Here is a 21,308-nt window from a genome sequence, read left to right as displayed (position 1 = left end):
AGCACTCGGCATGACGATCGATCCCGAGGCCAAGCAGGATGCGGGGGCGTGGACCGCATTCACCGAGATTGCGGACGTTCCCGAGTGGATCTGCAAGGCCTATCTGGACAGCTATCGCGGCCAGGCGGATGACGGGGCACGGACTTCGGAACCGCCGGCCTCGGCGTTGACGGTGTCGATGCTGCGTGCGCACTATCGGCTGGGCCAGCAGCGTCCGCCCGGGGAAAGCAATGTCGCCGTCTACCCGGCAGATGATCCGGCAGGGTTCGGGCCGGCGTTGCAAGTGGTCACCGAGCACGGCGGCATGCTGATGGACTCCGTGACGGTGCTGCTGCACCGGCTCGGGGTCGATTACACCGCCGTCATGACACCGTTGTTCGAGGTGCGCCGCAGCGACACGGGGGAACTGCTCGGGGTGGAACCCAAAGCGGCCGACACCTCTCGCTATGTCGGTGAGGCCTGGATTCAGGTCCAGCTTTCGCCGTCAGTTGAGGCAAAAACCCTCACCGAGGTGGAACAGCTGCTGCCCAGGGTGCTGGCGGACGTCCAGCGCGTCGCAACCGACGCCTCAGCGATGATCGCCACCCTGGCCGAATTGGCTGCTGCGGTCGACAGTGACCCCGAAGGCCACTATTCGGCGCCCGATCGCACCGATGTCGCGGCACTGCTGCGTTGGCTGGGCGATGGGAACTTTCTCCTCCTGGGTTACCAACCCTGTCGAGTCAACAACGGGATGGTCATTGGCGACGGGTCCAGCGGGCTCGGCGTGTTGCGCGCGCGGACGGGCACTCGGCCGCGGCTGACCGATGAAGCCAAGCTGCTGGTCCTGGCTCAAGCCCGGGTCGGCAGCTATCTGCGTTATGGCGCGTACCCGTATGCCATCGCGGTGCGCGAAAACCTTGGTGGCGGAGACGTTCTCGAGCATCGTTTTGTGGGCCTGTTCAGCGTTGCGGCCATGAACGCCGACGTGCTCGAGATCCCGGCGATCTCGCAGCGGGTGCGTGAGGCGCTCGAGCTGGCCGGCAGCGATCCCAGCCATCCGGGCCAGCTCCTGCTCGATGTCATCCAGACCGTTCCGCGCCCGGAGCTTTTCACGCTGAGCGCCGAAGGGCTGTTGGCGATGGCCAAGGCCGTGGTGGATTTGGGATCGCAACGTCGTGCCTTGTTGTTCCTGCGCGTGGATCGGCTCCAGTTCTTCGTCTCGTGCCTGGTGTACGTGCCTCGTGATCGCTACACGACGCCCGTGCGCTTGCAGATTGAGGACATCCTGGTCCGCGAGTTTGGCGGGACGCGACTGGAATTTACCGCTCGGGTCAGCGAATCACCTTGGGCATTAATGCATTTCATGGTCCGGTTGCCCGAGACGGAAGCGGCCGCCACGCCGGGCGCGGTCGATGTTTCCGAGGCCAACCGCACCCGGATCCAGGCGCTACTCAGTGAAGCCGCGCGAACCTGGGCCGATCGGCTGATCGGGGCCGCCGCCGACGGCTCTGTCGGGCACGCTGACGCCGAGCATTACGCGGCCGCCTTCCCCGAGGCCTACAAGCAGGCAGTGAACCCGACCCACGCCATCGACCACATCGCCATCATCAACGAGCTGGCCGACGATTCGGTCAAGTTGGTATTTTCCGAGGGCGACGATGCCGACGAGAGCGGCGTTGCCCAGCTGACCTGGTTTCTCGGTGGGTGCACCGCATCGCTGAGCGAGCTTTTGCCGATGCTGCAGAGCATGGGTGTGGTGGTGCTCGAAGAGCGTCCGTTCACGGTGACCCGCCCCGACGGGCTACCGGTCTGGATTTATCAATTCAAGATCGCGCTGCATCCGACGATCCCTACGGCCACCACAGTCGCCGAGCGGGATGCGGCCGCAGAGCGATTCGCCGATACCGTCACCGCGATCTGGCAGGGTCGCGTCGAGATTGATCGGTTCAACGAACTGGTGATGCGCGCGGGGTTGACCTGGCAGCAGGTGGTGGTGCTGCGCGCTTACTCGAGGTACCTGCGCCAAGCGGGCTTTTCCTACAGCCAGTCCTACATCGAATCGGTGCTCAACGAACATCCCTCGACCGCGCGGTCATTGATCACACTCTTTGAGGCGTTGTTCGATCCCAGGCCGGCGGGCTCACCGGTGCGTCGAGACGCGCAAGCGGCCGCCGCGGCCGTCGCAGCCGACATCGATGCGCTGGTGAGTTTGGACACCGACCGCATCCTGCGCGCATTCGCGTCGCTGGTTCAGGCCACCTTGCGCACCAACTACTTCGTCTCCCGCGAGGGTTCCGCTCGCGGGCGAGATGTGTTGGTGTTCAAGCTGGATGCACCGTTGATCGACGAGCTGCCGCTGCCGCGTCCCAAGTTTGAGATCTTCGTGTACTCGCCTCGCGTGGAAGGCGTGCACCTGAGGTTCGGACCGGTCGCGCGAGGTGGCCTGCGCTGGTCGGACCGGCGCGATGACTTCCGCACCGAGATTTTGGGTCTGGTCAAGGCCCAAGCGGTGAAGAACGCTGTCATTGTGCCGGTCGGGGCCAAGGGCGGCTTCGTCGTCAAGCGCCCGCCCCTACCGACCGGCGACGGAGCGGCCGACCGTGATGCCACCCGCGCCGAGGGCGTCGCCTGCTACCAGCTGTTCATCTCGGGATTGCTCGACGTCACCGACAACGTCGACCACGCGACTGGGCAGGTCAGCCCTCCGCAGGAGGTGGTGCGTCGCGACGGCGACGACGCCTACCTGGTGGTGGCCGCCGACAAAGGCACCGCCACGTTCTCCGACATCGCCAACGACGTCGCCAAGTCCTACGGGTTCTGGCTGGGTGACGCGTTTGCCTCCGGTGGATCGGTGGGGTACGACCACAAGGCCATGGGCATCACCGCCAAGGGCGCCTGGGAAGCCGTCAAACGCCATTTCCGGGAAATCGGGGTCGACACCCAGACCGAGGACTTCACCGTTGTGGGCATCGGCGACATGAGCGGTGACGTCTTTGGCAACGGCATGCTGCTTAGCAAGCACATCAGGCTGGTTGCGGCCTTCGATCACCGACACGTCTTCCTCGACCCGGAACCCGATGCCGCGTCGTCGTGGGAGGAACGGCGGCGGATGTTCGAGTTGCCTCGGTCCAGCTGGGACGACTACGACAGATCGTTGATCAGCGACGGCGGCGGAGTCTACAGCCGCGAGCAGAAGGCGATTCCGATCAGCCCACAGGTCCGCGACGCGCTCGGTATCGACACCGACGTCGCCGAGATGTCGCCGCCCAACCTGATCCGGGCCATTCTGCAGGCGCCGGTCGACTTACTTTTCAACGGCGGCATCGGCACTTACATCAAGGCCGAGTCGGAGTCCGATGCCGATGTCGGCGATCGGGCCAATAACCCGGTGCGGGTCAACGCGAATCAAGTGCGCGCCAAGGTGGTCGGTGAGGGCGGCAATCTCGGTGTGACGGCACTGGGTCGCGTCGAATTCGATCTGTCCGGCGGCCGGATCAATACCGACGCGATGGACAACTCCGCCGGAGTGGACTGCTCCGATCACGAGGTCAACATCAAGATCCTGATCGACGCACTGGTCACGGCCGGCAAGGTCCAACCCGAGGAACGCAAACAGCTGCTGGAGTCGATGACCGACGAGGTGGCACAGCTGGTGCTCACCGACAACGAGGATCAGAACGACCTCATGGGTACCAGCCGCGCCAATGCGGCCAGCCTGTTGCCGGTCCACGCCGACCAGATCCGGTATTTGGTGGCCGAGCGTGGAGTCAACCGGGAGTTGGAAGCGCTGCCGTCGGAGAAGGAGATCTTGCGGCGCGCCGAGGCGGGTATCGGCCTCACCTCACCCGAGCTGGCGACGTTGATGGCGCACGTCAAGCTGTCGCTCAAAGAGGGGGTATTGGCCACCGAGCTGCCGGACCAGGATGTGTTCGCGTCCAGGTTGCCCTATTACTTCCCGAAACCACTGCGCGAACGGTTCACCCCCGAGATCCGCTCACACCAGCTGCGTCGCGAGATTGTCACCACCATGCTCATCAACGACCTGGTGGACACCGCCGGCATCACCTATGCCTTCCGGATCGCCGAGGATATCGGTGTCACGCCGATCGACGCGGTACGCACCTACGTGGCCACCGACGCCATCTTTGGTGTGGATCACATCTGGCGGCGGATCCGGGCGGCGAACTTGCCGGTCGGCCTGTCGGACCGGTTGACGCTGGATACCCGTAGGTTGATCGATCGCGCCGGTCGCTGGCTGCTCAACTATCGTCCGCAGCCGTTGGCCGTCGGCGCCGAAATCAATCGGTTCGCCGCGAAAGTCAAGGCGCTAACCCCGCGAATGTCGGAGTGGCTGCGCGGTGATGACAAAGCCATTGTGGAAAAAGAGGCCGCGGACTTCATCTCCGAGGGTGCGCCCGCAGATTTGGCCTACCGGGTCGCGGTGGGTCTGTACCGCTACAGCCTGCTGGACATCATCGACATCGCCGATATCGCCGACCTGGACGCCGCCGAAGTCGCCGATACCTATTTCGCGCTGGTGGACCGGCTGGGCGCGGACGGGTTGCTGACGGCGGTCTCGGAGCTACCGCGAAGCGATCGCTGGCATTCATTGGCGCGCTTAGCGATTCGTGACGACATCTACGGTGCGCTGCGGTCGTTGTGTTTCGATGTGCTCGCGGTGGGGGAGCCCGATGAAAGTAGTGAGCAGAAAATTGTCGAATGGGAACACCTCAGCGCTTCCCGGGTGGAGCGGGCCCGCCGGACGCTCAACGAGATCCGCGAAAGCGGTCAGAAGGATCTGGCGACGTTGTCGGTGGCGGCGCGCCAAATCCGCCGAATGACACGGACAAGCGGACGGGGTATCTCCGGATGAGTACTGGGTTCGTCGCGCCAGTGCCGGTGCGCTGGTCCGACATCGACATGTACCAGCACGTCAATCACGCCACCATGGTCACCATCCTCGAAGAGGCGCGCGTCCCGTTCCTCAAGGACGCCTTCGGCGCGGACATCACAACCACCGGCCTGCTGATCGCCGACGTCCGGGTCACCTACAAGGGTCAGTTGCGGCTGTCCGATTCTCCGCTGCAGGTGACAATGTGGGTCAAGCGGCTGCGCGCAGTGGATTTCACGCTGGGCTACGAGGTTCGGTCGGTCAGCGCGGACCCGGACTCCAAGCCGGCCGTCATCGCCGAATCACAGCTAGCCGCGTTCCACATCGACGAGCAACGGCTGGTGCGCTTGTCGGCTCACCATCGGGAGTATCTGCAACGGTGGCTCAGGGCATAGGGGAAGCCGCCGAGCGCGGACTCTGGCTGCACGGTGGGGCGCACCGCGCAGATCTGGCCACGTTCGTCGAGCATGCGATGCGGCTCGACAACGCCGCCGTGATCCGGCTGCGTGCCCGGTCATCGGGACTGCTGACGGCATGGGTGGCAACGGGATTCGATGTGTTGGCCAGCCGGGTGGTGGCCGGCAAGGTGCGACCCAACGACGTTTCGGTCGGTGCCGACGGGCTGGCGCGGGGGCTGACGGCGATGGACGCTTCGGGCTACGTCGATGTGGGGTACCCGATGGACTCGGCGTGGCGCGGGGCGCTACCACCGGAATCCGGTTTCACCCATCTCGATGACGTGCCGGCCCGGACGATGCTCGACCTGGCGCAAAGCGGCGCGCGGCTGGCCAAGGAGCACGGCAGCGCCCATGGCCCGCCGATCTCGCTGCTGGACCAAGAGGTCATCCAGGTCAGTTCGGGCGATGTCGTCGTCGGGCTACCGATGCGCTGCGCGTTCGCTTTGACGGCAATGGGGTTCTTGCCCCAGACCGCGGCGGCGATCGACGCCGACGAAATGATCCGGGTCCGAGTTCTGCCGACGTGGCTGCGGCTCGATGCCCGGTTCGGCTCGGTCTACCGGCGCCGCGGCCACCCCGCTCTCGTGCTGCGTTGACCCAACAGGATCGGGGTCCGGGTCACGTGCAGAGCGAATCCACTGCTCTGGTGCGTTTATCCGACGCCTGTAGCAGGGGAGTTATCACGGAATCCGGGCTTCCGGCGAGGTAGCTCATTGCAAGTTCCTGCAGCAGATTGGCCAGCGATCGGACCGCGTCTCGCAACTCAGCGGGAGTCGCGGGCTCGGCGGCGAGGCGATTCAGCAGGTAGTCACCACCACCGTAGAGCGCCAGGCGAGCGTTCGCTGCTATGGCCAGATCGCCAATCGGATCACCGGGTGACGGGTTGGGTTGATTGGTAGTCGAGACGGCCGCCTGACGCACGATCCGGTGCGCGGCGCAAACGCCTTCCCGTGCGTCAGTGATCTGTTGGGTGCTGAACGTGGGCGTCGGTGGCGTCGGTGGGGTGTTGCGTGGTTGGGGGCGAAACCAGCCCACAACGCCAACGCCCAGCGCGACGACTGCCAGCGCCACGGCCGCCACGACAGCCCAACGCCACGGCCCCGGCGGCGCTGTCGAGGGTGCTGGGGGCAAAGACCAAGGGGCGCCTGGCTCGGGATAGGGCTCGGCGAAAGAAAATTCCGACATCGGCCGATGGTATCGCCGATCGCCGATCGCAGTTGTTTGCGGGAGCCGAGGACAACGGCATCACGGCGGCCGATTGGACGATGGCCGGCAGCGCGGCGTGATGGTGTCCGCGCAAAGCGATCCGGATCGTCGGCTGCCGAGGCCCCGCGGAAGCACCTGTGCCGCGTGTTCTCCTTGACCGCAATAGATTTCCTGCAGCCGTGTCCGGACTGCACTTCAGGCTGAGGAGGCAATCGGGGTAGGGACACCCGTGGGTGCGGGCGAATTTCTCGGTCAACTTCGCCCGCGTAGCCGTTGCCACCGTCTACGTTGCTGTTCATGACCGATGTAGCCGGTTCTTTGGCGACATCCACCGCCGCGCTGCGCAGCGAGTACGACGTACTGATCCTGGGCTCCGGTTACGGCGGTGCTATCACCGCGGCACGACTGGCGGTCGCCAATGCGACCGCCGGTGGCCAACTCGCGATCGCCTTGCTGGAGCGCGGTGCTGAGCATCCGACCGGCACCTTCCCCGAGTCCGAGAAGACCGCGCTGGCTCAACTTCGCTCCTCGTCGAATCCACTGGGTCTCATCGAGATCGAACGATTCAAGACCATCGACGTGATCCGCGCGAATGGACTCGGCGGTACCTCGTTGATCAACTTCAACGTGGCGATCGCGCCCGATCGAGAAGTGTTCCTGGCGTCATGGCCGCGACAGTTCCAGGAATTGGTCGACCAGCAGGGGGACGGGGTCGGCGGGTTGGAGGAATATTTCGCCCGGGCCCGTCGCATGCTGGGAGCGCTGCCCTACGCACAGCAGGTGCCGCTGCGTCGGGTCGAGGCATTCTCGCAGATCGCGAAGAACGCGGGCGCACAGTTGCAGATTCTGGATATCACCGTGAGTAGCGAGGATCGGGTCAGCAAGTACGGCGTGCAGCGGCGACGGTGCCCCAACCACGGCGGCGACGGTACCGGCGACAACACCGGGTCAAAGAACACCCTGATGACCAACTATTTGCCTATGGCCGCGCACCATGGCGTGCACATGTTCTGTGGCACCGAAGCTCAACGAATCGAACCCGCCGATGACGGTCGGTGGCGAGTGATCATCCGGCACACGGGGGCGAAACGCCGGCACGCCGAGACTGCCATCCTTGCCCGTCGCGTCGTGATCGCCGCCGGCACACTGGGGTCCAACGCGATCCTGATGCGCTCGAGACAGGCCGGGCTGAGACTGTCCACCCGGTTGGGCAAGAACTTCAGCGGCAACGGCGACAACTTCGCCATCGCCTACAACACCGACATGCGCACCGACACGCAAACCTGGGCCACTACCGACGGCCCGCCGCGATCCGAGCTTGCGTGCGGGCCGAGCATCACCGCCGTAATGCGTTTCGGCGCCCATCAATCCGACTTGCGCAAGCGGTTCACTGTCGAGGACCTCTCGCTGCCTCGTGCCCTCGTCGACAGTTTCCGGCTGGGGTTGATGGGGTTGGCCGCAACCAACTATCGCGACCTACGATCGGCGAAACTCGACCGCTGGCGCCGCGACATCAGGTTCAACACCGACGGGGCGATGAACCACTCGCTGGGGTTCCTGATCATGGTTCACGACAACTCCGACGGCGAGCTGATGTTGCGCAGGAATGGCTCGGTCAAGATCGTTTGGCCCGGGGCACCCACCGAGGCGGTCTACCGCGACGTTGACGCGATCATGAAGCCGGCGGTCGAGGCGGTCGGTGGGATTTACCTCAAGAACCCTCGGTGGGACAAGCGTTTTCTGGGCAAGCACCTAATCACCGCCCACCCGATGGGTGGATGCGCTACCTCCGACAACGTCGATGCCGGCGTAGTCGACCACGCCGGACGCGTGTTCCACCCCGACGGGGGTACCTACGACGGGCTCTATGTCTGCGACGCCTCGGTGATTCCCCGAGCCATCGGAGTAAACCCGTTTTTGACCATTTCGATGTTCGCCGAACGCAGCGCCGAACTGTTGCGTCGCGAACTTGGGCTACCCGGCTATGACCCCGATACCGAGGCCGACGACCGGATCTGAGTCCCGTTGGTATTGCTGGACTTAACGCGAGACGCGCGACTCCGGAAACCCTTAAGACCAGCCAGGACATCTTTTCGTGGGTGGACAGAGCCCAGGCCCATGCGCGCGAGTTCGGCCGTATTGGCCCGCGGATGTGGCTATCACATGACCGATCCGTGGGGCCGACCTGACCTATTCCCGGGCGGTGCCGGGCGGGCGCCGACCTTGTGAGCAAGGTCATAGTTACAGGGGTGAATACCGCGTATCAAGCCGAGGTCACCGACGCTGAGGACATACGTCAGGCCCGCCGGTGCGCCGGAACATCGCCAGATCGCCACATCGCAGGTAGCGGTCAGCCGCGAGGTCACCGCAGTCGAATCGCGATGATAGCCGTGGTCGCCCATCGGAAAGAAGGTGACCGGGTTGATCCAGATGGCATCGATGCCGCGCCGCCGCGGGCAATCAGTCCGGTGCTACCCGGACGCACCGGGTGTGCCGAACAGCAGCCCGCCAACGCCGTCAGTGCCGCCGGCGCCGCCAGTGCCGTCGGGCACGCCGTCACCGCCCGCGCCGCCGGCGCCGCCGGCGCCGCCACTGCCGACCAATTGAGCGTTGCCGCCGTTGCCGCCGTCGCCGCCGTTGCCGCCGACACCGTTGGTGGCGCCGGTACCGCCGTCGCCACCCTGTCCGCCGGCGCCGCCAGCCCCACCGTTGCCGATCAGCGCTCCGCCCACCCCACCGGTGGCGCCGGCGCCTCCGTTGCCGCCGGCGCCACCGAGGGCGAGGACCGCGTTCCCACCGCCGACGCCGCCGCGCCCGCCGTCACCGCCTATCCCCCCGTCGCCGAACAGCCAACCACCGGCACCGCCGCCGGCACCGGCACCTCCGTCGCCGCCGCTGAATTGGCTGATGTCGCCGCCGTTGCCGCCCTGACCGCCGCTGCCGCCGGCGCCGCCATTGCCATACAGCCAGCCGGCGGCCCCGCCGGTGGCACCCGCTCCTCCGGCTCCACCGAAGCCACCGCCATCGTTGGCGCCGCCGTCGCCGCCGTTCCCGCCGTAGCCGCCTGCGCCACCGTTACCCAGTAGCCACCCGCCGCCCCCGCCGCCGGCACCATCGCCCCCGGCACCGCCGAAGCCGCCGAATCCGGCGTTGGCTCCGCCGTCTCCGCCCGTGCCGCCGTGCCCGCCGTAGCCGCCGGTGCCGCCGTTGCCGAATAGCCATCCGCCCGCGCCGCCGCCAGCACCGTCACCGCCGGCACCGCCGATGCCGCCGAAGTCGGCCAGATCGATGCCGCCGTCGCCACCGTGTCCGCCGTTGCCGCCGGCTCCTCCGGTTCCGTGCAGCCATCCACCGATCCCGCCGGTGGCGCCGTTGCCTCCAGCCCCGCCGGTCCCGCCCAGGCCGAAGACGGTGTCGTCGCCGCCATCGCCCCCGCCTCCGCCGTTGCCGCCGACCCCGCCGTCGCCGTGGACCCAACCCCCGGCTCCGCCGGCGCCGCCGTCGCCGCCTGCGCCGCCGTCCCCGTTGAAGCTGTTATCGGCGCCGCCGCCGCCCTGTCCGCCGGTGCCGCCGGCCCCGCCGTTGCCGAACAGCCCGGTGCCGCCACCGGGACCGCCGACACCTCCGTTGCCGCCGGAGCCGCTACCTCCGGCGCCGCTGGCGCCCGTACCGCCGATGCCGCCGGCTCCGCCGTTGCCCAGCAGCCAGCCGCCGTGGCCGCCAACACCTCCGTTGCCGCCGGCGGCACCGGTTGCGGCGGCCGGGTTGTAGCCGGCCCCGCCGGCGCCTCCATGGCCGATCAGCCCGGCGTCGCCGCCGTTGCCTCCGGTGGGGTGGGCGGCGGTGCCGGCGCCGCCGTTGCCGCCGTTGCCCCACAACAGCCCGCCGGCGCCGCCGTTTTGGCCGGGTGCGCCGTGGGCGCCGTCGCCGATGAGCGGGCGCCCGAACAGGGCTTGGGTGGGGGTGTTGAGCGCTCCGAGGACCTGCTGTTCGAGGGCTTGCAGCGGGGTGGCGTTGGCCGCTTCGGCGGCGGCATATGCGCTCCCGCTGGTGGTTAATGCCTGCACGAACTGCTGGTGAAACCCGGCCATCCGGGCGCTAAGCGCCTGATAGTCCATTGCATGCCCGGAAAACAGTGCGGCGGCGGCCGCCGAGATTTCATCGGAGCCGGCGGCCAGCACTTCGGCCGTCTGGGCAGCTGCGGCCCCGTTGGCCGCCTGTAGCGCTGAGCCGATCCCCGCCAGATCGGTTGCCGCGGCGGCCAGCGTTTCCGGGGCGACCATCAGATACGGCAACTCTGTCCTCCAAGAGCCGCAGCCACACCATCTTTGCTCGTCAAATGGTTGTGGGTATCAAAAATAGTACGGGCCGTCCTCCCGGCGGTTCGCATTCCGAAAGATTGATGAAAGACTCGGTCGCCCGGGTAACTGCCGCGCAGGCAATCGCTCAGAGTTGCGCGCAAGGCCGCTGCGACCGAGAGCAGTTCCCGATGTCGGCTCACGACGATCAGCGATTTGGTGGGCTAGCCGGATGTTCCGGGCGTGCCGAACAGGAGACCGCCGGTCCCGTTGACACCGCCGGTCCCGTCGGATCCGTCGGGCGTGCCGATGCCGCCGGTCCCGTCGGCGCCACCGGTTCCACCGTTGCCGATTAGCTGGGCGTTGCCGCCATCGCCGCCATCGCCGCCATCGCCGCCGGCGCCGTTGACGCCCGCGGTACCGCTGGCGCCGCCCTGCCCGCCGTTGCCACCGTTGCCGCCGCTGCCGTACAACCAGCCGCCACCCCCGCCGGCGGCACCGCTGCCGCCGGTCCCGCCGTCGCCTCCGGTGTCGAAGCCGCCGTTGCCGCCATTCCCGCCGTCACCACCGCTCCCACCAGCACCTCCGGCCCCACCATTGCCCGATAGCCACCCACCGGCTCCACCGACAGCGCCATGACCTCCGACACCACCGTGGCCGCCATCGGAGCCGTCGATTCCGCCAATGGCCACGCTGTCGCCACCGGTTCCACCGTGCCCGCCGGCACCGCCGGCCCCACCGCTGCCGTGTACCCAACCGCCGGTCCCGCCGGCCGCGCCTGCGCCACCGCTACCGCCGTTACCACCGTCGGCGCCGCCGAAGCCGCCGCCGCTACCGCCATCGCCGCCCAGCCCGCCGGCACCTCCGGCACCACCATTGCCGAACAGCAACCCACTAGTCCCGCCGATGGCACCGGCACCACCGGCACCACCGGCACCACCGATGCCGCCGAAGTCGCTGCGATCTCCGCCGCCGCCGCCCTGCCCGCCGACACCTCCGGCCCCACCATTGCCGCATAGCCAGCCGCCGGCGCCGCCGGCAGCACCGGCACCGCCATCACCGCCGATACCGCCGAACGTTCCGTCGCCGCCGTCGCCGCCCTGCCCGCCGGCACCACCGACCCCACCGTGGCCGTACAGCCAGCCGCCGGCGCCGCCGGCGGCACCGGCACCGCCGTTACCACCGACGGCGCCAGTGTCGGGATCGAAGCCGCTGCCGCCGTCGCCGCCTTGTCCGCCGGCAGCTCCGGCGCCGCCGTTGCCGTACAGCCACCCGCCGGCACCGCCGCCGCCGCCGGCGCCGGCTGCACCGCCGGCTCCGCCGATGCTGCTGAAGTGATCGCCGCCGTCGCCGCCTTGTCCGCCGGTGCCGCCGGCCCCGCCGTTGCCGAACAGCCCGGTGGCACCGCCGAGACCGCCGCTTCCACCGGCACCTCCGGCGCCTCCGGTTCCGTCGGCGCCGCTGGCGCCCGTACCGCCGATGCCGCCGGCTCCGCCGTTGCCCAGCAGCCAGCCGCCGTGGCCGCCAACACCTCCGTTGCCGCCGGCGGCACCGGTTGCGGCGGCCGGGTTGTAGCCGGCCCCGCCGGCGCCTCCATGGCCGATCAGCCCGGCGTCGCCGCCGTTGCCTCCGGTGGGGTGGGCGGCGGTGCCGGCGCCGCCGTTGCCGCCGTTGCCCCACAACAGCCCGCCGGCGCCGCCGTTTTGGCCGGGTGCGCCGTGGGCGCCGTCGCCGATGAGCGGGCGCCCGAACAGGGCTTGGGTGGGGGTGTTGAGCGCTCCGAGGACCTGCTGTTCGAGGGCTTGCAGCGGGGTGGCGTTGGCCGCTTCGGCGGCGGCATATGCGCTCCCGCTGGTGGTTAATGCCTGCACGAACTGCTGGTGAAACCCGGCCATCCGGGCGCTAAGCGCCTGATAGTCCATTGCATGCCCGGAAAACAGTGCGGCGACGGCCGCCGAGATTTCATCGGAGCCGGCGGCCAGCACTTCGGCCGTCTGGGCAGCTGCGGCCCCGTTGGCCGCCTGTAGCGCTGAGCCGATCCCCGCCAGATCGGTTGCCGCGGCGGCCAGCGTTTCCGGCGCCAACAACACGTACGACATTGCTTTCCTTCGGTAGCACCGTTTGCGCGTCTTGTCGCAAGTCAATAGTCGCAGTTGGTAATACTGTATGCATACAGTGATTCGGTAGGTCAGACTTTCGATCAAATCTGTTACCCCTGGGACACCTGCTGCGCCCGCGACGCCGTCGCTACGCGGTCATACGGCAAATCCATGTCGGGACGGGGCGGGACGGCCTACACCAGCCAGGCCGCCGCGTCGGGCGGCAACACGCCGTCCAGCAGCGGCGAGCTGGCCAGCAGCGGCTCGCCCGCCGGCAGCGTCAACCCACGGTCGCCGGCGTTAAGGACACACACCAGCCCGTCGCTGCGCCGGAACATCAACACATCGCGGGGAGCGGTCAGCCACTCGAAGTCGCCGCCATCGAATTCAGCGCGTTCCCTGCGTAATTGGAGCGCGTGCCGGAAAAACGACAACGTCGAAGCGGGGTCGTCGAGCTGTTTCTCGACGGTCACCGCCGCCCACTGGTCCGGCATCGGCAACCAGGTGTCGGGGCGTGTGGAAAACCCGAACGGGGGAGCGTTGCCCGACCACGGGATCGGTACCCGGCAGCCGTCCCGGCCACGTTCGGTGTGTCCGGAGCGCTCCCAGGTCGGGTCTTGTAGCACTTCGTCCGGCAGCTCCACGTCGGGCAGCCCGAGTTCTTGGCCGTTGTAGAGGAATACCGCGCCGGGCAGGGCGAGCATGACCATCGCCATGGCCCGCGCCCGGCGCAGCCCGATCTGGCCGCCGCCGTAGCGGGTCACTTCCCGGCCCACGTCGTGATTGGCCAGTGTCCAGGTCGGGACGGCGCTTTCGATGGCGGCGGCGGCCAGCGAGTTCTGAATCGCGTCGTGGATCTCTGTGGCGTCGAAATCGGTTCGGGTGAGTCGGAAATTGAAGCCGAGATGTAGTTCGTCGGCCCGCAGATACTGCGCCCAGCGAGCGTTGTCGTGCACCCACACCTCGCCGATGGTCACCGCTCCGGGGTAGTCGTTGATCACGGTGCGGATGTCGCGGTGAATCGCGTGCACATTCGGGTGGTTGAACCGAGGGTCGTCGTCAGTGTGGCGCAGCACCTGGGCATGGTCCAGCGTGTCCGGCAGGCCGGGCGGCTTCGCCATGCCGTGCGCGACGTCGATGCGGAACCCGTCTACGCCGCGTTCCAGCCAGAAGCGCAGCGTCTTCTCGAAGTCGTCAAAGATATCCGGGTTTTCCCAATTCAGATCGGGCTGTTCGGCGTCGAACAGATGCAAATACCATTGGCCGGGGCTGCCGTCGGGTTCGGTCACCCGGGTCCAGGCCGGTCCGCCGAACACCGACTCCCAGTTGTTCGGCGGCAGCGAACCGTTCGGTCCTCGCCCGTCGCGGAAGAAATAGCGATCCCGAGCGGCACTGCCGGTGCCGGCGGTCAACGCCGCCTGAAACCACGGGTGCGCGGAACTGGTGTGGTTGGGCACCACGTCCATGGTGATCTTGATGCCTCGACGGTGTGCCGCGGCGATCAGCCGTTCGAGGGCGGCCATCCCGCCGAACAGCGGATCGATATCGCGTGGATCGGAGACGTCGTAGCCATGGTCGGCCATCGGGGAGACGGTGACCGGATTGATCCAGATCGCATCGATGCCGAGTAGTTGCAGGTAATCAAGCCCGGCCACCAGCCCGTCCAAGTCGCCGACCCCGTCGCCGTTGCTGTCCGCGAACGATCGGGGATAGACCTGGTAGAACACCGCAGACGACCACCACTGCGCGCTGCTAGGGGTGGACATCAAAACCCGGAGTTGACCAAGGAGTGGGCGGCCATCTCCAGATAATCGAGCAACTCTCGACGGTGCTGGTCGTCGAGCGTTTGCGAGTCGATGGACGCCACGGCGGTGTGCATACAGCGCAGCCAGGCATCGCGTTCGATGGGGGTGATTCGGAAGGGGGCGTGTCGCATGCGCAAACGGGGATGGCCACGCCGGTCCGAGTACGTTCGCGGGCCACCCCAATACTGCTCGAGGAACATCCGCAACCGTTCCTCGGCGGCGGCCAGATCCTCTTCGGGATACAGCTGACGCAGTATCTCGTCCTCGGCGACCTGCGCATAGAAGCGCGACACGATTGCATCGAAGGTCTTGGCGCCGCCGACCGCGTCATAGAAAGACTTGGGCATCTGATCCATCTCTTCCATTGTGGGGCATTCGCCTTTGAGGCATCGCGGCCGCCGGTTCAGCCCCTGGTGTTCACCGCCTCGACATGGGGTGGCCGCGGCAATAAGCGTGCGATCGACAACAAATCATGGTGGACTGTGTCGCGGAGGATCTATGGCGCACGGCAAAAAGCGCCGCGGCCACCGCAGTGCCGGAGCCGCGGCCGGTATATCGGGGTCCGCGTCATGCCTGCACAGCGTCGATACCCATCCGCCCGCGCGGTCGGAGAGTTCGTCGTTATGGAGCCGCCGCCGGGTGTTGTTGCTCAACTCCACCTACGAGCCACTCACCGCGTTGCCGGTGCGACGGGCGGTCGTGATGGTGATCTGCGGTAAGGCCGACGTGGTGCACGATGATCCCACCGGGCCGGTTATCCATTCGGCGACCAGCTCGATCGTGTTGCCATCGGTGATCCAGCTGCGCACCTTTGTGCGAGTCCCGTACCGGGCGCGGGTGCCGATGACCCGGGCCGCGCTCATGCACCGCGACCATTTCTGCTGCGCATATTGCGGGGCGAAGGCCGACACCGTCGACCATGTGGTGCCCCGCAGCCGCGGCGGCGAGCACTCGTGGGAGAACTGCGTCGCGTGCTGCTCGAGGTGCAACCACCGCAAGGGCGACAAGTCGCTCGCCGAACTTGGCTGGTCCCTGCGCCGAACTCCGCTGCCGCCGACCGGTCAGCACTGGCGGCTGCTGTCGACGATCAAGGAACTCGACCCGTCCTGGGCGCGATATCTCGGCGAAGGCGCCGCGTAGGGCGCCGTCCGGGGTGGCATCGGCGCGGCTCACGTCGGTGTTGGCGACACGGTTGGCGTACTAAGTGCTCCGACTGATTCCGGCGTGGGATACGGTTTGCGTCGTGAGCGCTATGGAGATTCACCTCTTTTTCATCGGCATCCCGCTGCTGTTGGTGGTCTTGCTGGGATTGACTTTCTTGACCCGCAAGGGACCGCATGAGCCGACCTATGAGCTGTCGGAGAAATGGACGCATCCGCCAATCCTGTGGGCGGCCACCGATGAGGCCGTCGGAGGTGGCCACGGCGGGCACGACGCATCCGGGTTCACAGTTGGAGGTGGCGCCAGTGGCACATGGTGAAGTAGCGACGAAAGAGCTCACCGAGCTGCCGAGGGGTTGGGCGCTCACCACCAGCGGACGACTTTCCGGGGTCACCGAACCCGCCGAGGCATCGGTGCACTTCCCGTTCCCGATCAAAGACCTGGTGGCCGTCGACGACGCCCTGAAATACAGCTCCCGCGCCTCCAACGCGCGCTTTGCCGTGTACCTGGGCGACCTCGGCAGCGATACCGCCGCACGGGCCCGTGAAATCCTGGCCAAGGTGCCCACACCCGACGACGCGGTGTTAATCGCCGTCTCGCCGAATCAGTGCGCCATCGAGGTTGCTTACGGTTCACAGTTGCGAGGTCGTGGAGCCGAGTCGGCGGCCCCGCTCGGGGTGGCCGCCGCTACCTCGGCGTTCGAGCAGGGCAACCTGATTGACGGCCTGATCAGCGCCATCCGCGTGCTCAGCGCCGGGATCGCGCCAGCTTAGTAGCTAGCCCCTGGCTAGGCCCCGCCGTCGAACCGCCGGGCCCGCAACGAGCGCTTCACCGCGGCCTGGCCTTCCAACACCAACCGGCGCAACGCCGGCGGCACCTCCGACTCCGGGGCGGACAGGAATCGGTCGGCAGCGGCGATGCCCTCCTCCCTGATGTCCCAGTAGGGATACAGGCCCACCACGACCGATTGCGCGACCTCGCTCGATCGCCGCGCCCAGACTCCGGGTATGGCGTCGAAGTAGCGAGCGCTCAAGGGTTTGAGCAGCTCGCCTTGCCCCGGAGCGGCAATGCCCGCGATGATCGCCCGGCCGGTGATGTTGGCCAGGGTGTCGTCTTCGACGACCCTGGTAAACGCGCTGTTCTTGACCTCAAGCTGCGGCCGCGCGGCGCGGGCCTGAGCGCTGTGCCGCTTGCCGGCAGCGGTCGGGTCACGTTGTTCTTCGCTGTCGATCCTTGGTGACTGTGGGCCCTCGGCGTCGATGGCGCCCGCGGTCGCCAGCGCCGTGATGATGCGCCAGCGCAGGTCGGTATCAACTTGCAAGCCTGCCAATCCCAATTCTGCCGGATCCGTCGAGTCAGCGTCGAGTAGGGCGGCCAGGGTCTCGACATGATGTGGTGACAACACCGAGGTGCACAGCGCGTTGATGAAGGCGAGCTGATGGTCCGACCCGGCCTGGGCGGCGTGCGCCAATTCCAGCAACCGGTCACCGAACTGGGGCCAGCCTTCCGTGCGGGCCCAGCCCGGCTCGGCGTAGGAGCCCAGCGCCGTCTGAGCCTGCAACAAGAGCCGTTGCGCCACGCCGACCTCGGTCTCGGCGTGTACGCCACCGGATACCAGTGACACGAAGTCGCGAGCTCGCAGTTCGGCCTCGCGAGTCATCTCCCAAGCGGCGGACCAGACCAGGCTTCGTGGCAGCGGCTCGGCGATGTCGGCGATGCGGGCCAGCGCGGTCTGCAGCGACTGGGCATCGAGCCGCAGTGAGCAATAAGTCAGGTCGTCGTCGTTGACCAGAATCAGCTTTCCGCGTGAAACACCGACCAACGCGGGGACTTCCGATTCCGGGCCGGCGACGTCGAGTTCTTCTCGGTGAACCCGCACCAATTTGCCGGACCCGTCGGAGGCTTCGTCGTCGTAGATGCCCACCGCCAGGCGGTGCACTCGGGTCTCGCCCGCACCCGGGGCGGCACCGCTCTGTTGCACCACAAACCGGGTGAACCGGCCGTCGGCGTCGACGTCGAAATCCGGGCGCAGCGTGTTGAGGCCCGTCGTTTTGAGCCACTGCCGGCCCCAATCCGAAAGATCGCGGCCGGATGCCTTTTCCAACGCCGCGATCAGATCATCGAACGTGGCGTTGCCGAACGCGTGGGTGCGGAAGTAGTCCCGCAATCCGGATAGGAAATGTTCCAATCCCACATAGGCGACGAGTTGTTTGAGTACCGAAGCGCCCTTGGCATAGGTGATTCCATCGAAGTTGACTTCGACCGCTGCCAGGTCGGGAATGTCGGCGGCGATCGGATGCGTCGAGGGCAACTGATCTTGGCGATAGGCCCACGACTTTTCTACCGTGGCAAACGTAGTCCAGGCCTCGGTGAATTCGGTGGCCTCGCTTTGACACAGCACCGAGGCGAAGGTGGCAAAGGACTCGTTGAGCCACAGGTCGTCCCACCACGTCATGGTGACCAGATCGCCGAACCACATGTGTGCCATCTCGTGTAGCACCGTTTCGGCGCGCCGCTCATACGAGGCGCGGGTGACCTTGCTGCGGAATACGTAGTCCTCGAGGAATGTCACCGCGCCCGCATTTTCCATCGCGCCGGCGTTGAACTCCGGGACGAATAGCTGGTCGTATTTGCCGAACGCGTACGGCATGCCAAAGTGCTTGTGGTAGAAGCCGAATCCCTGTTTGGTTTGGGTGAACAACCGCTCGGCGTCCATGTATGGTGCCAGCGACGTCCGGCAGTAGATGCCCAGCGGGATCTCGCCGTGTTCGTCGGTGTAGACGTCGTTCCAGACGGCGTACGGTCCCGCGATCAGCGCCACCAGATATGTGCTCATCCGCGGCGTGGTGGCGAAGGTGTGTACCGCGCAGGAATCGCCTTCCGAGATGCTTTCCGTGGCACCGTTGGACACCACCTGCCAATGCTTGGGCGCGCTCACACGGATATTGAATGTGGCCTTGAGGTCGGGCTGGTCGAAGCAGGCGAACATGCGTTTGGCATCGGCGGTCTCGAACTGCGAGTACAGGTAGGTTTCGCTGTCGACCGGATCGAGAAAGCGGTGCAGGCCCTCGCCCGTGTTGGAGTACCGGCAATCGGCGTCGACGATGACGACGTTGCGGTGGGCCAGCCCGCGCAGCGGGATCCCGGTCGACTCGTCGTAGCCGGATACGTCCAGCTCTTGACCGTTGAGGCTGGCGCTGCGAATGCGGTCGGCGGCGATGTCGATCACGGCATTGGCCCCCGGAAGTGCGTCGAAGGCCACGGTGGTGGTCGAGCGGAAGGTGTGTCCGGCGGGAGTGCTTCTGCCATCCGAGCTGTCGGTCACATCGAGGTTGATCTGGTAGCTGTCGACGGTGATCAAAGCGGCGCGTTCGACCGCTTGGTCCCGGGTGAGATTTGGAAGGGCCACGGCGTCCAACATATCTGCAGCCGCGCACGGGCGAGCGAGAGCCCGTTGGTAAAGCGCGGTCGGCCAACGGAGTTCGGGGTCTGCCGCGGGACGCGGAGTTGATCATTCGGTGAATTAAGTTGAGGCGCAGGTGAATTAAGGGTAGGTGTGGTTGTGATCAATTGCACTCCTGGTTAGTCGTTGGTTGGGTAGGGTGTGAGCCCTGCGATCTGATGTGCACGCTCGGTAGGCGCTAACGGCGCTGTGGTGGCAGGAGGGTAGGGCGATGTCTTTTGTGGTTGTGACGCCGGAGCTCGTGGCGGCGACGGCAACGGAATTGGCGGGCATTGGTTCGACGATCAGTGCGGCCAACGTCGCGGTGGCGGGCCGGACCACGTCGATGCTGGCCGCGGGGGCCGATGAGATTTCGACGGCGATAGCGGCGGTGTTCGGCGCACACGCCGAGGCGTATCAGGCGTTTAGCACTAATACTGCCGCGTTCCACGACCAGATGGTGCGGATGTTGACCGCGGGGGCCCGCGGCTATTCGGCGGCGGAGGCGGCCAATGCGTCGATCCAGCAGGCGGTCAATCTGGTGAATGCGCCCGTGCAGGCGCTGACGGGGCGAGGGTTGATCGGCAATGGAGCCAACGCCACGACGCCGGGCGGCAGCGGCGGCGACGGTGGATGGCTGTTGGGCAACGGCGGTAACGGTGCGGCCGGCGCCGGAGTCGGCCAGGCCGGCGGCAATGGCGGGAATGCAGGGCTATTCGGCTCCGGTGGGGCCGGTGGCGCGGGTGGACTCGGTGCGTCGGGGGGCAATGGCGGGGCCGGCGGCATGCTCTTGGGCAATGGCGGCAATGGTGGTGCCGGTGGGATCGGCGCAACCGGCGCGCTGGGCGGCAACGGCGGTGCCGGCGGCAGCGCCGGGCTGTGGGGGCAAGGTGGTAACGGCGGCGTTGGTGGGGCGGGTGGCGCCGGGGCTAACGGCGCCAATCCCTCCCCGGCGGAGGCGCCCTTCAGCTATGCCGAAAACGGCTCGCAGGGCCATGACGTCATCAATGGCACCGGCACCGGCGGCAGCGACGGTAGCAACGGCGCCGCGACCGGGGAGATCGGCGGCGCCGGAGGCCGCGGCGGCGCCGCGTGGACCGAACCGATACCGGGGCAGGGCAACGTCACCGGTGGTGCCGGTGGCAACGGCGGCGACGGCGGCCCCGGCGCCATGGGCGGTGCCGGTGGTGCCGGCGGCACCGCCATCGGCACGGTCGGACCGAATGCGACGGGCGGCGATGGCGGCATCGGCGGTGCTGGCGGTGCCGGCGCCATCGGCGGGACCGGTGGAGCGGGCGGTGCCGCCACCACCACTACCTCCGCCCAAGGCGGTAGTGCTCACGGTGGGAACGGCGGCGCCGGCGGTCCAGGCGGCACCGGCGCCACGGGCGGCACGGGTGGCGCCGGGGGTAGCGCCGATGTGAACGCCGACGCCTTCCCCGGACAGTCCGCTACGGGCGGCAACGGTGGCGCCGGCGGACGCGGCGGTGACGGTGTTGCTGGCGGCCTTGGCGGCGACGGCGGCCATGGTGGGGTCGGCGGCCGGGGCGGTCTGCTGTTCGGAAACGGCGGGGTCGGTGGGGCTGGTGGTGCCGGGGGTATCGGCGGCAGCGGCTCCCTCGCCGGTGCGGGTGGAACCGGTGGCGTCGCCGGCGACGGCGCGTTCGGCGGCGGCAAGTTCCAGATGGGTCAAGGCGGCGTTGGTGGTGATGGCGGCGACGGCGGTGCCGGCGGTGATGGCGGCAACGGCGGCAATGGCGGGGCGGGCGGCGCGGGCGGGCTGATTGGCCACTCGGGCGCTTCCGGGCTCGGCGGGGCTGCGGGCAGCGGGGGGAGCGGCGGCGCCGGGGGCCTGGGTGGCGCCGGTGGGTTCGGCGACGGCGGCGGCGCAGCGGCCGGCGCTAGCGGCGCGGCCGGTGCAACCGGCGACTCGGGCGACTCCGGCCAGCCGGGCTGACCGAGACCA

At 67.6% G+C, this 21,308-nt stretch carries 14 protein-coding genes; 8 read left to right on the top strand and 6 right to left on the bottom strand.

Going from position 1 to position 21,308, the window contains the following annotated elements; genetic code table 11:
* The first annotated feature begins 10 nt into the window (after positions 1-10).
* Genes MB901379_RS16325 through MB901379_RS16315 form a run of 3 tightly spaced genes read left to right on the top strand, consistent with a single transcriptional unit; the run spans position 11 to position 5,927 of the window.
* A complete protein-coding gene (locus MB901379_RS16325) occupies positions 11-4,855 on the top strand; it encodes an NAD-glutamate dehydrogenase (protein ID WP_158017581.1) in 4,845 nt (1,614 codons plus the stop codon).
* The gene (locus tag MB901379_RS16320; protein ID WP_158017580.1) at positions 4,852-5,268 is read left to right on the top strand and encodes an acyl-CoA thioesterase; all 417 of its coding nucleotides are present in this window, start codon (positions 4,852-4,854) and stop codon (positions 5,266-5,268) included. Before MB901379_RS16325 ends, MB901379_RS16320 begins: the two co-directional genes overlap by 4 nt.
* Positions 5,253-5,927 (top strand): hypothetical protein, encoded by a 675-nt coding sequence (locus tag MB901379_RS16315; protein WP_408632298.1) that lies wholly within the window; start codon positions 5,253-5,255, stop codon positions 5,925-5,927. The genes MB901379_RS16320 and MB901379_RS16315 overlap by 16 nt, the downstream gene beginning before the upstream one ends.
* Positions 5,928-5,949: 22 nt before the next feature.
* Here the strand turns inward: MB901379_RS16315 and MB901379_RS16310 are convergent, their stop codons facing one another.
* Positions 5,950-6,516 carry a hypothetical protein gene (locus tag MB901379_RS16310; protein WP_232021884.1) on the bottom strand — a complete coding sequence of 189 codons (567 nt, stop codon included), beginning with the start codon at positions 6,514-6,516 and terminating at the stop codon, positions 5,950-5,952.
* Between the two features lie 318 nt (positions 6,517-6,834).
* Here MB901379_RS16310 and MB901379_RS16305 point away from each other — a divergent pair, with 318 nt between their 5' ends.
* The gene (locus MB901379_RS16305) at positions 6,835-8,556 is read left to right on the top strand and encodes a GMC oxidoreductase (protein ID WP_158017579.1); all 1,722 of its coding nucleotides are present in this window, start codon (positions 6,835-6,837) and stop codon (positions 8,554-8,556) included.
* Positions 8,557-9,008: 452 nt separating this feature from the next.
* Here the strand turns inward: MB901379_RS16305 and MB901379_RS16300 are convergent, their stop codons facing one another.
* The 4 genes from MB901379_RS16300 to MB901379_RS16285 all read right to left on the bottom strand — a co-directional run bounded on the left by MB901379_RS16300 (position 9,009) and on the right by MB901379_RS16285 (position 15,086).
* Positions 9,009-10,832, bottom strand: a complete 1,824-nt coding sequence (locus MB901379_RS16300) for a PE family protein (protein WP_232021883.1) — start codon at positions 10,830-10,832, stop codon at positions 9,009-9,011.
* 227 nt (positions 10,833-11,059) lie between these two features.
* Complete coding sequence (locus MB901379_RS16295) at positions 11,060-12,934, bottom strand: PE family protein (RefSeq protein ID WP_158017578.1); 1,875 nt, start codon at positions 12,932-12,934, stop codon at positions 11,060-11,062.
* A gap of 194 nt (positions 12,935-13,128) precedes the next feature.
* Positions 13,129-14,700: a glycoside hydrolase family 13 protein gene (locus MB901379_RS16290; protein ID WP_158017577.1), complete on the bottom strand. Its 1,572-nt coding sequence runs from the start codon at positions 14,698-14,700 to the stop codon at positions 13,129-13,131.
* Positions 14,700-15,086 carry a globin gene (locus MB901379_RS16285; protein ID WP_158019247.1) on the bottom strand — a complete coding sequence of 129 codons (387 nt, stop codon included), beginning with the start codon at positions 15,084-15,086 and terminating at the stop codon, positions 14,700-14,702. Before MB901379_RS16285 ends, MB901379_RS16290 begins: the two co-directional genes overlap by 1 nt.
* A 151-nt stretch (positions 15,087-15,237) precedes the next feature.
* Between MB901379_RS16285 and MB901379_RS16280 the strand changes: the two genes are divergently transcribed.
* The 3 genes from MB901379_RS16280 to MB901379_RS16270 all read left to right on the top strand — a co-directional run bounded on the left by MB901379_RS16280 (position 15,238) and on the right by MB901379_RS16270 (position 16,673).
* On the top strand, positions 15,238-15,879 hold the full coding sequence (locus tag MB901379_RS16280; RefSeq protein ID WP_158017576.1) for an HNH endonuclease: 642 nt from the start codon (positions 15,238-15,240) through the stop codon (positions 15,877-15,879).
* Positions 15,880-15,991: 112 nt separating this feature from the next.
* Positions 15,992-16,219, top strand: a complete 228-nt coding sequence (gene ctaJ / locus MB901379_RS16275) for an aa3-type cytochrome oxidase subunit CtaJ (RefSeq protein WP_158019246.1) — start codon at positions 15,992-15,994, stop codon at positions 16,217-16,219.
* Positions 16,206-16,673, top strand: coding sequence for a DUF5130 domain-containing protein (locus MB901379_RS16270; RefSeq protein WP_197717818.1), 468 nt, complete (start codon positions 16,206-16,208; stop codon positions 16,671-16,673). Before ctaJ ends, MB901379_RS16270 begins: the two co-directional genes overlap by 14 nt.
* A 14-nt stretch (positions 16,674-16,687) precedes the next feature.
* On the opposite strand, the gene pepN is transcribed toward MB901379_RS16270, so the two are convergent.
* A complete protein-coding gene (gene pepN / locus MB901379_RS16265; RefSeq protein ID WP_158017574.1) occupies positions 16,688-19,309 on the bottom strand; it encodes an aminopeptidase N in 2,622 nt (873 codons plus the stop codon).
* A 265-nt stretch (positions 19,310-19,574) separates the two neighbouring features.
* On the opposite strand from pepN, the gene MB901379_RS16260 reads away from it, so the two are divergent.
* A complete protein-coding gene (locus MB901379_RS16260; RefSeq protein ID WP_158017573.1) occupies positions 19,575-21,299 on the top strand; it encodes a PE family protein in 1,725 nt (574 codons plus the stop codon).
* Positions 21,300-21,308 lie beyond the last annotated feature (9 nt).

The sequence above is a fragment of the Mycobacterium basiliense genome (assembly GCF_900292015.1).
Classification (GTDB): Bacteria; Actinomycetota; Actinomycetes; order Mycobacteriales; family Mycobacteriaceae; genus Mycobacterium; species Mycobacterium basiliense.
Note: the sequence above shows the minus strand (reverse complement) of the source record. Positions and strands in the feature narration are given on the sequence as shown.

Excerpts from the sequence above, each read along its gene's own strand:
- MB901379_RS16325 (WP_158017581.1), top strand. The coding sequence starts at position 11 with ATGACGATCGATCCCGAGGCCAAGCAGGATGCGGGGGCGTGGACCGCA.
- MB901379_RS16320 (WP_158017580.1), top strand. The coding sequence starts at position 4,852 with ATGAGTACTGGGTTCGTCGCGCCAGTGCCGGTGCGCTGGTCCGACATC.
- MB901379_RS16310 (WP_232021884.1), bottom strand. The coding sequence starts at position 6,516 with ATGTCGGAATTTTCTTTCGCCGAGCCCTATCCCGAGCCAGGCGCCCCT.
- MB901379_RS16305 (WP_158017579.1), top strand. The coding sequence starts at position 6,835 with ATGACCGATGTAGCCGGTTCTTTGGCGACATCCACCGCCGCGCTGCGC.
- MB901379_RS16295 (WP_158017578.1), bottom strand. The coding sequence starts at position 12,934 with ATGTCGTACGTGTTGTTGGCGCCGGAAACGCTGGCCGCCGCGGCAACC.
- MB901379_RS16290 (WP_158017577.1), bottom strand. The coding sequence starts at position 14,700 with ATGTCCACCCCTAGCAGCGCGCAGTGGTGGTCGTCTGCGGTGTTCTAC.
- MB901379_RS16285 (WP_158019247.1), bottom strand. The coding sequence starts at position 15,086 with ATGCCCAAGTCTTTCTATGACGCGGTCGGCGGCGCCAAGACCTTCGAT.
- MB901379_RS16280 (WP_158017576.1), top strand. The coding sequence starts at position 15,238 with ATGGCGCACGGCAAAAAGCGCCGCGGCCACCGCAGTGCCGGAGCCGCG.
- ctaJ (WP_158019246.1), top strand. The coding sequence starts at position 15,992 with ATGGAGATTCACCTCTTTTTCATCGGCATCCCGCTGCTGTTGGTGGTC.
- MB901379_RS16260 (WP_158017573.1), top strand. The coding sequence starts at position 19,575 with ATGTCTTTTGTGGTTGTGACGCCGGAGCTCGTGGCGGCGACGGCAACG.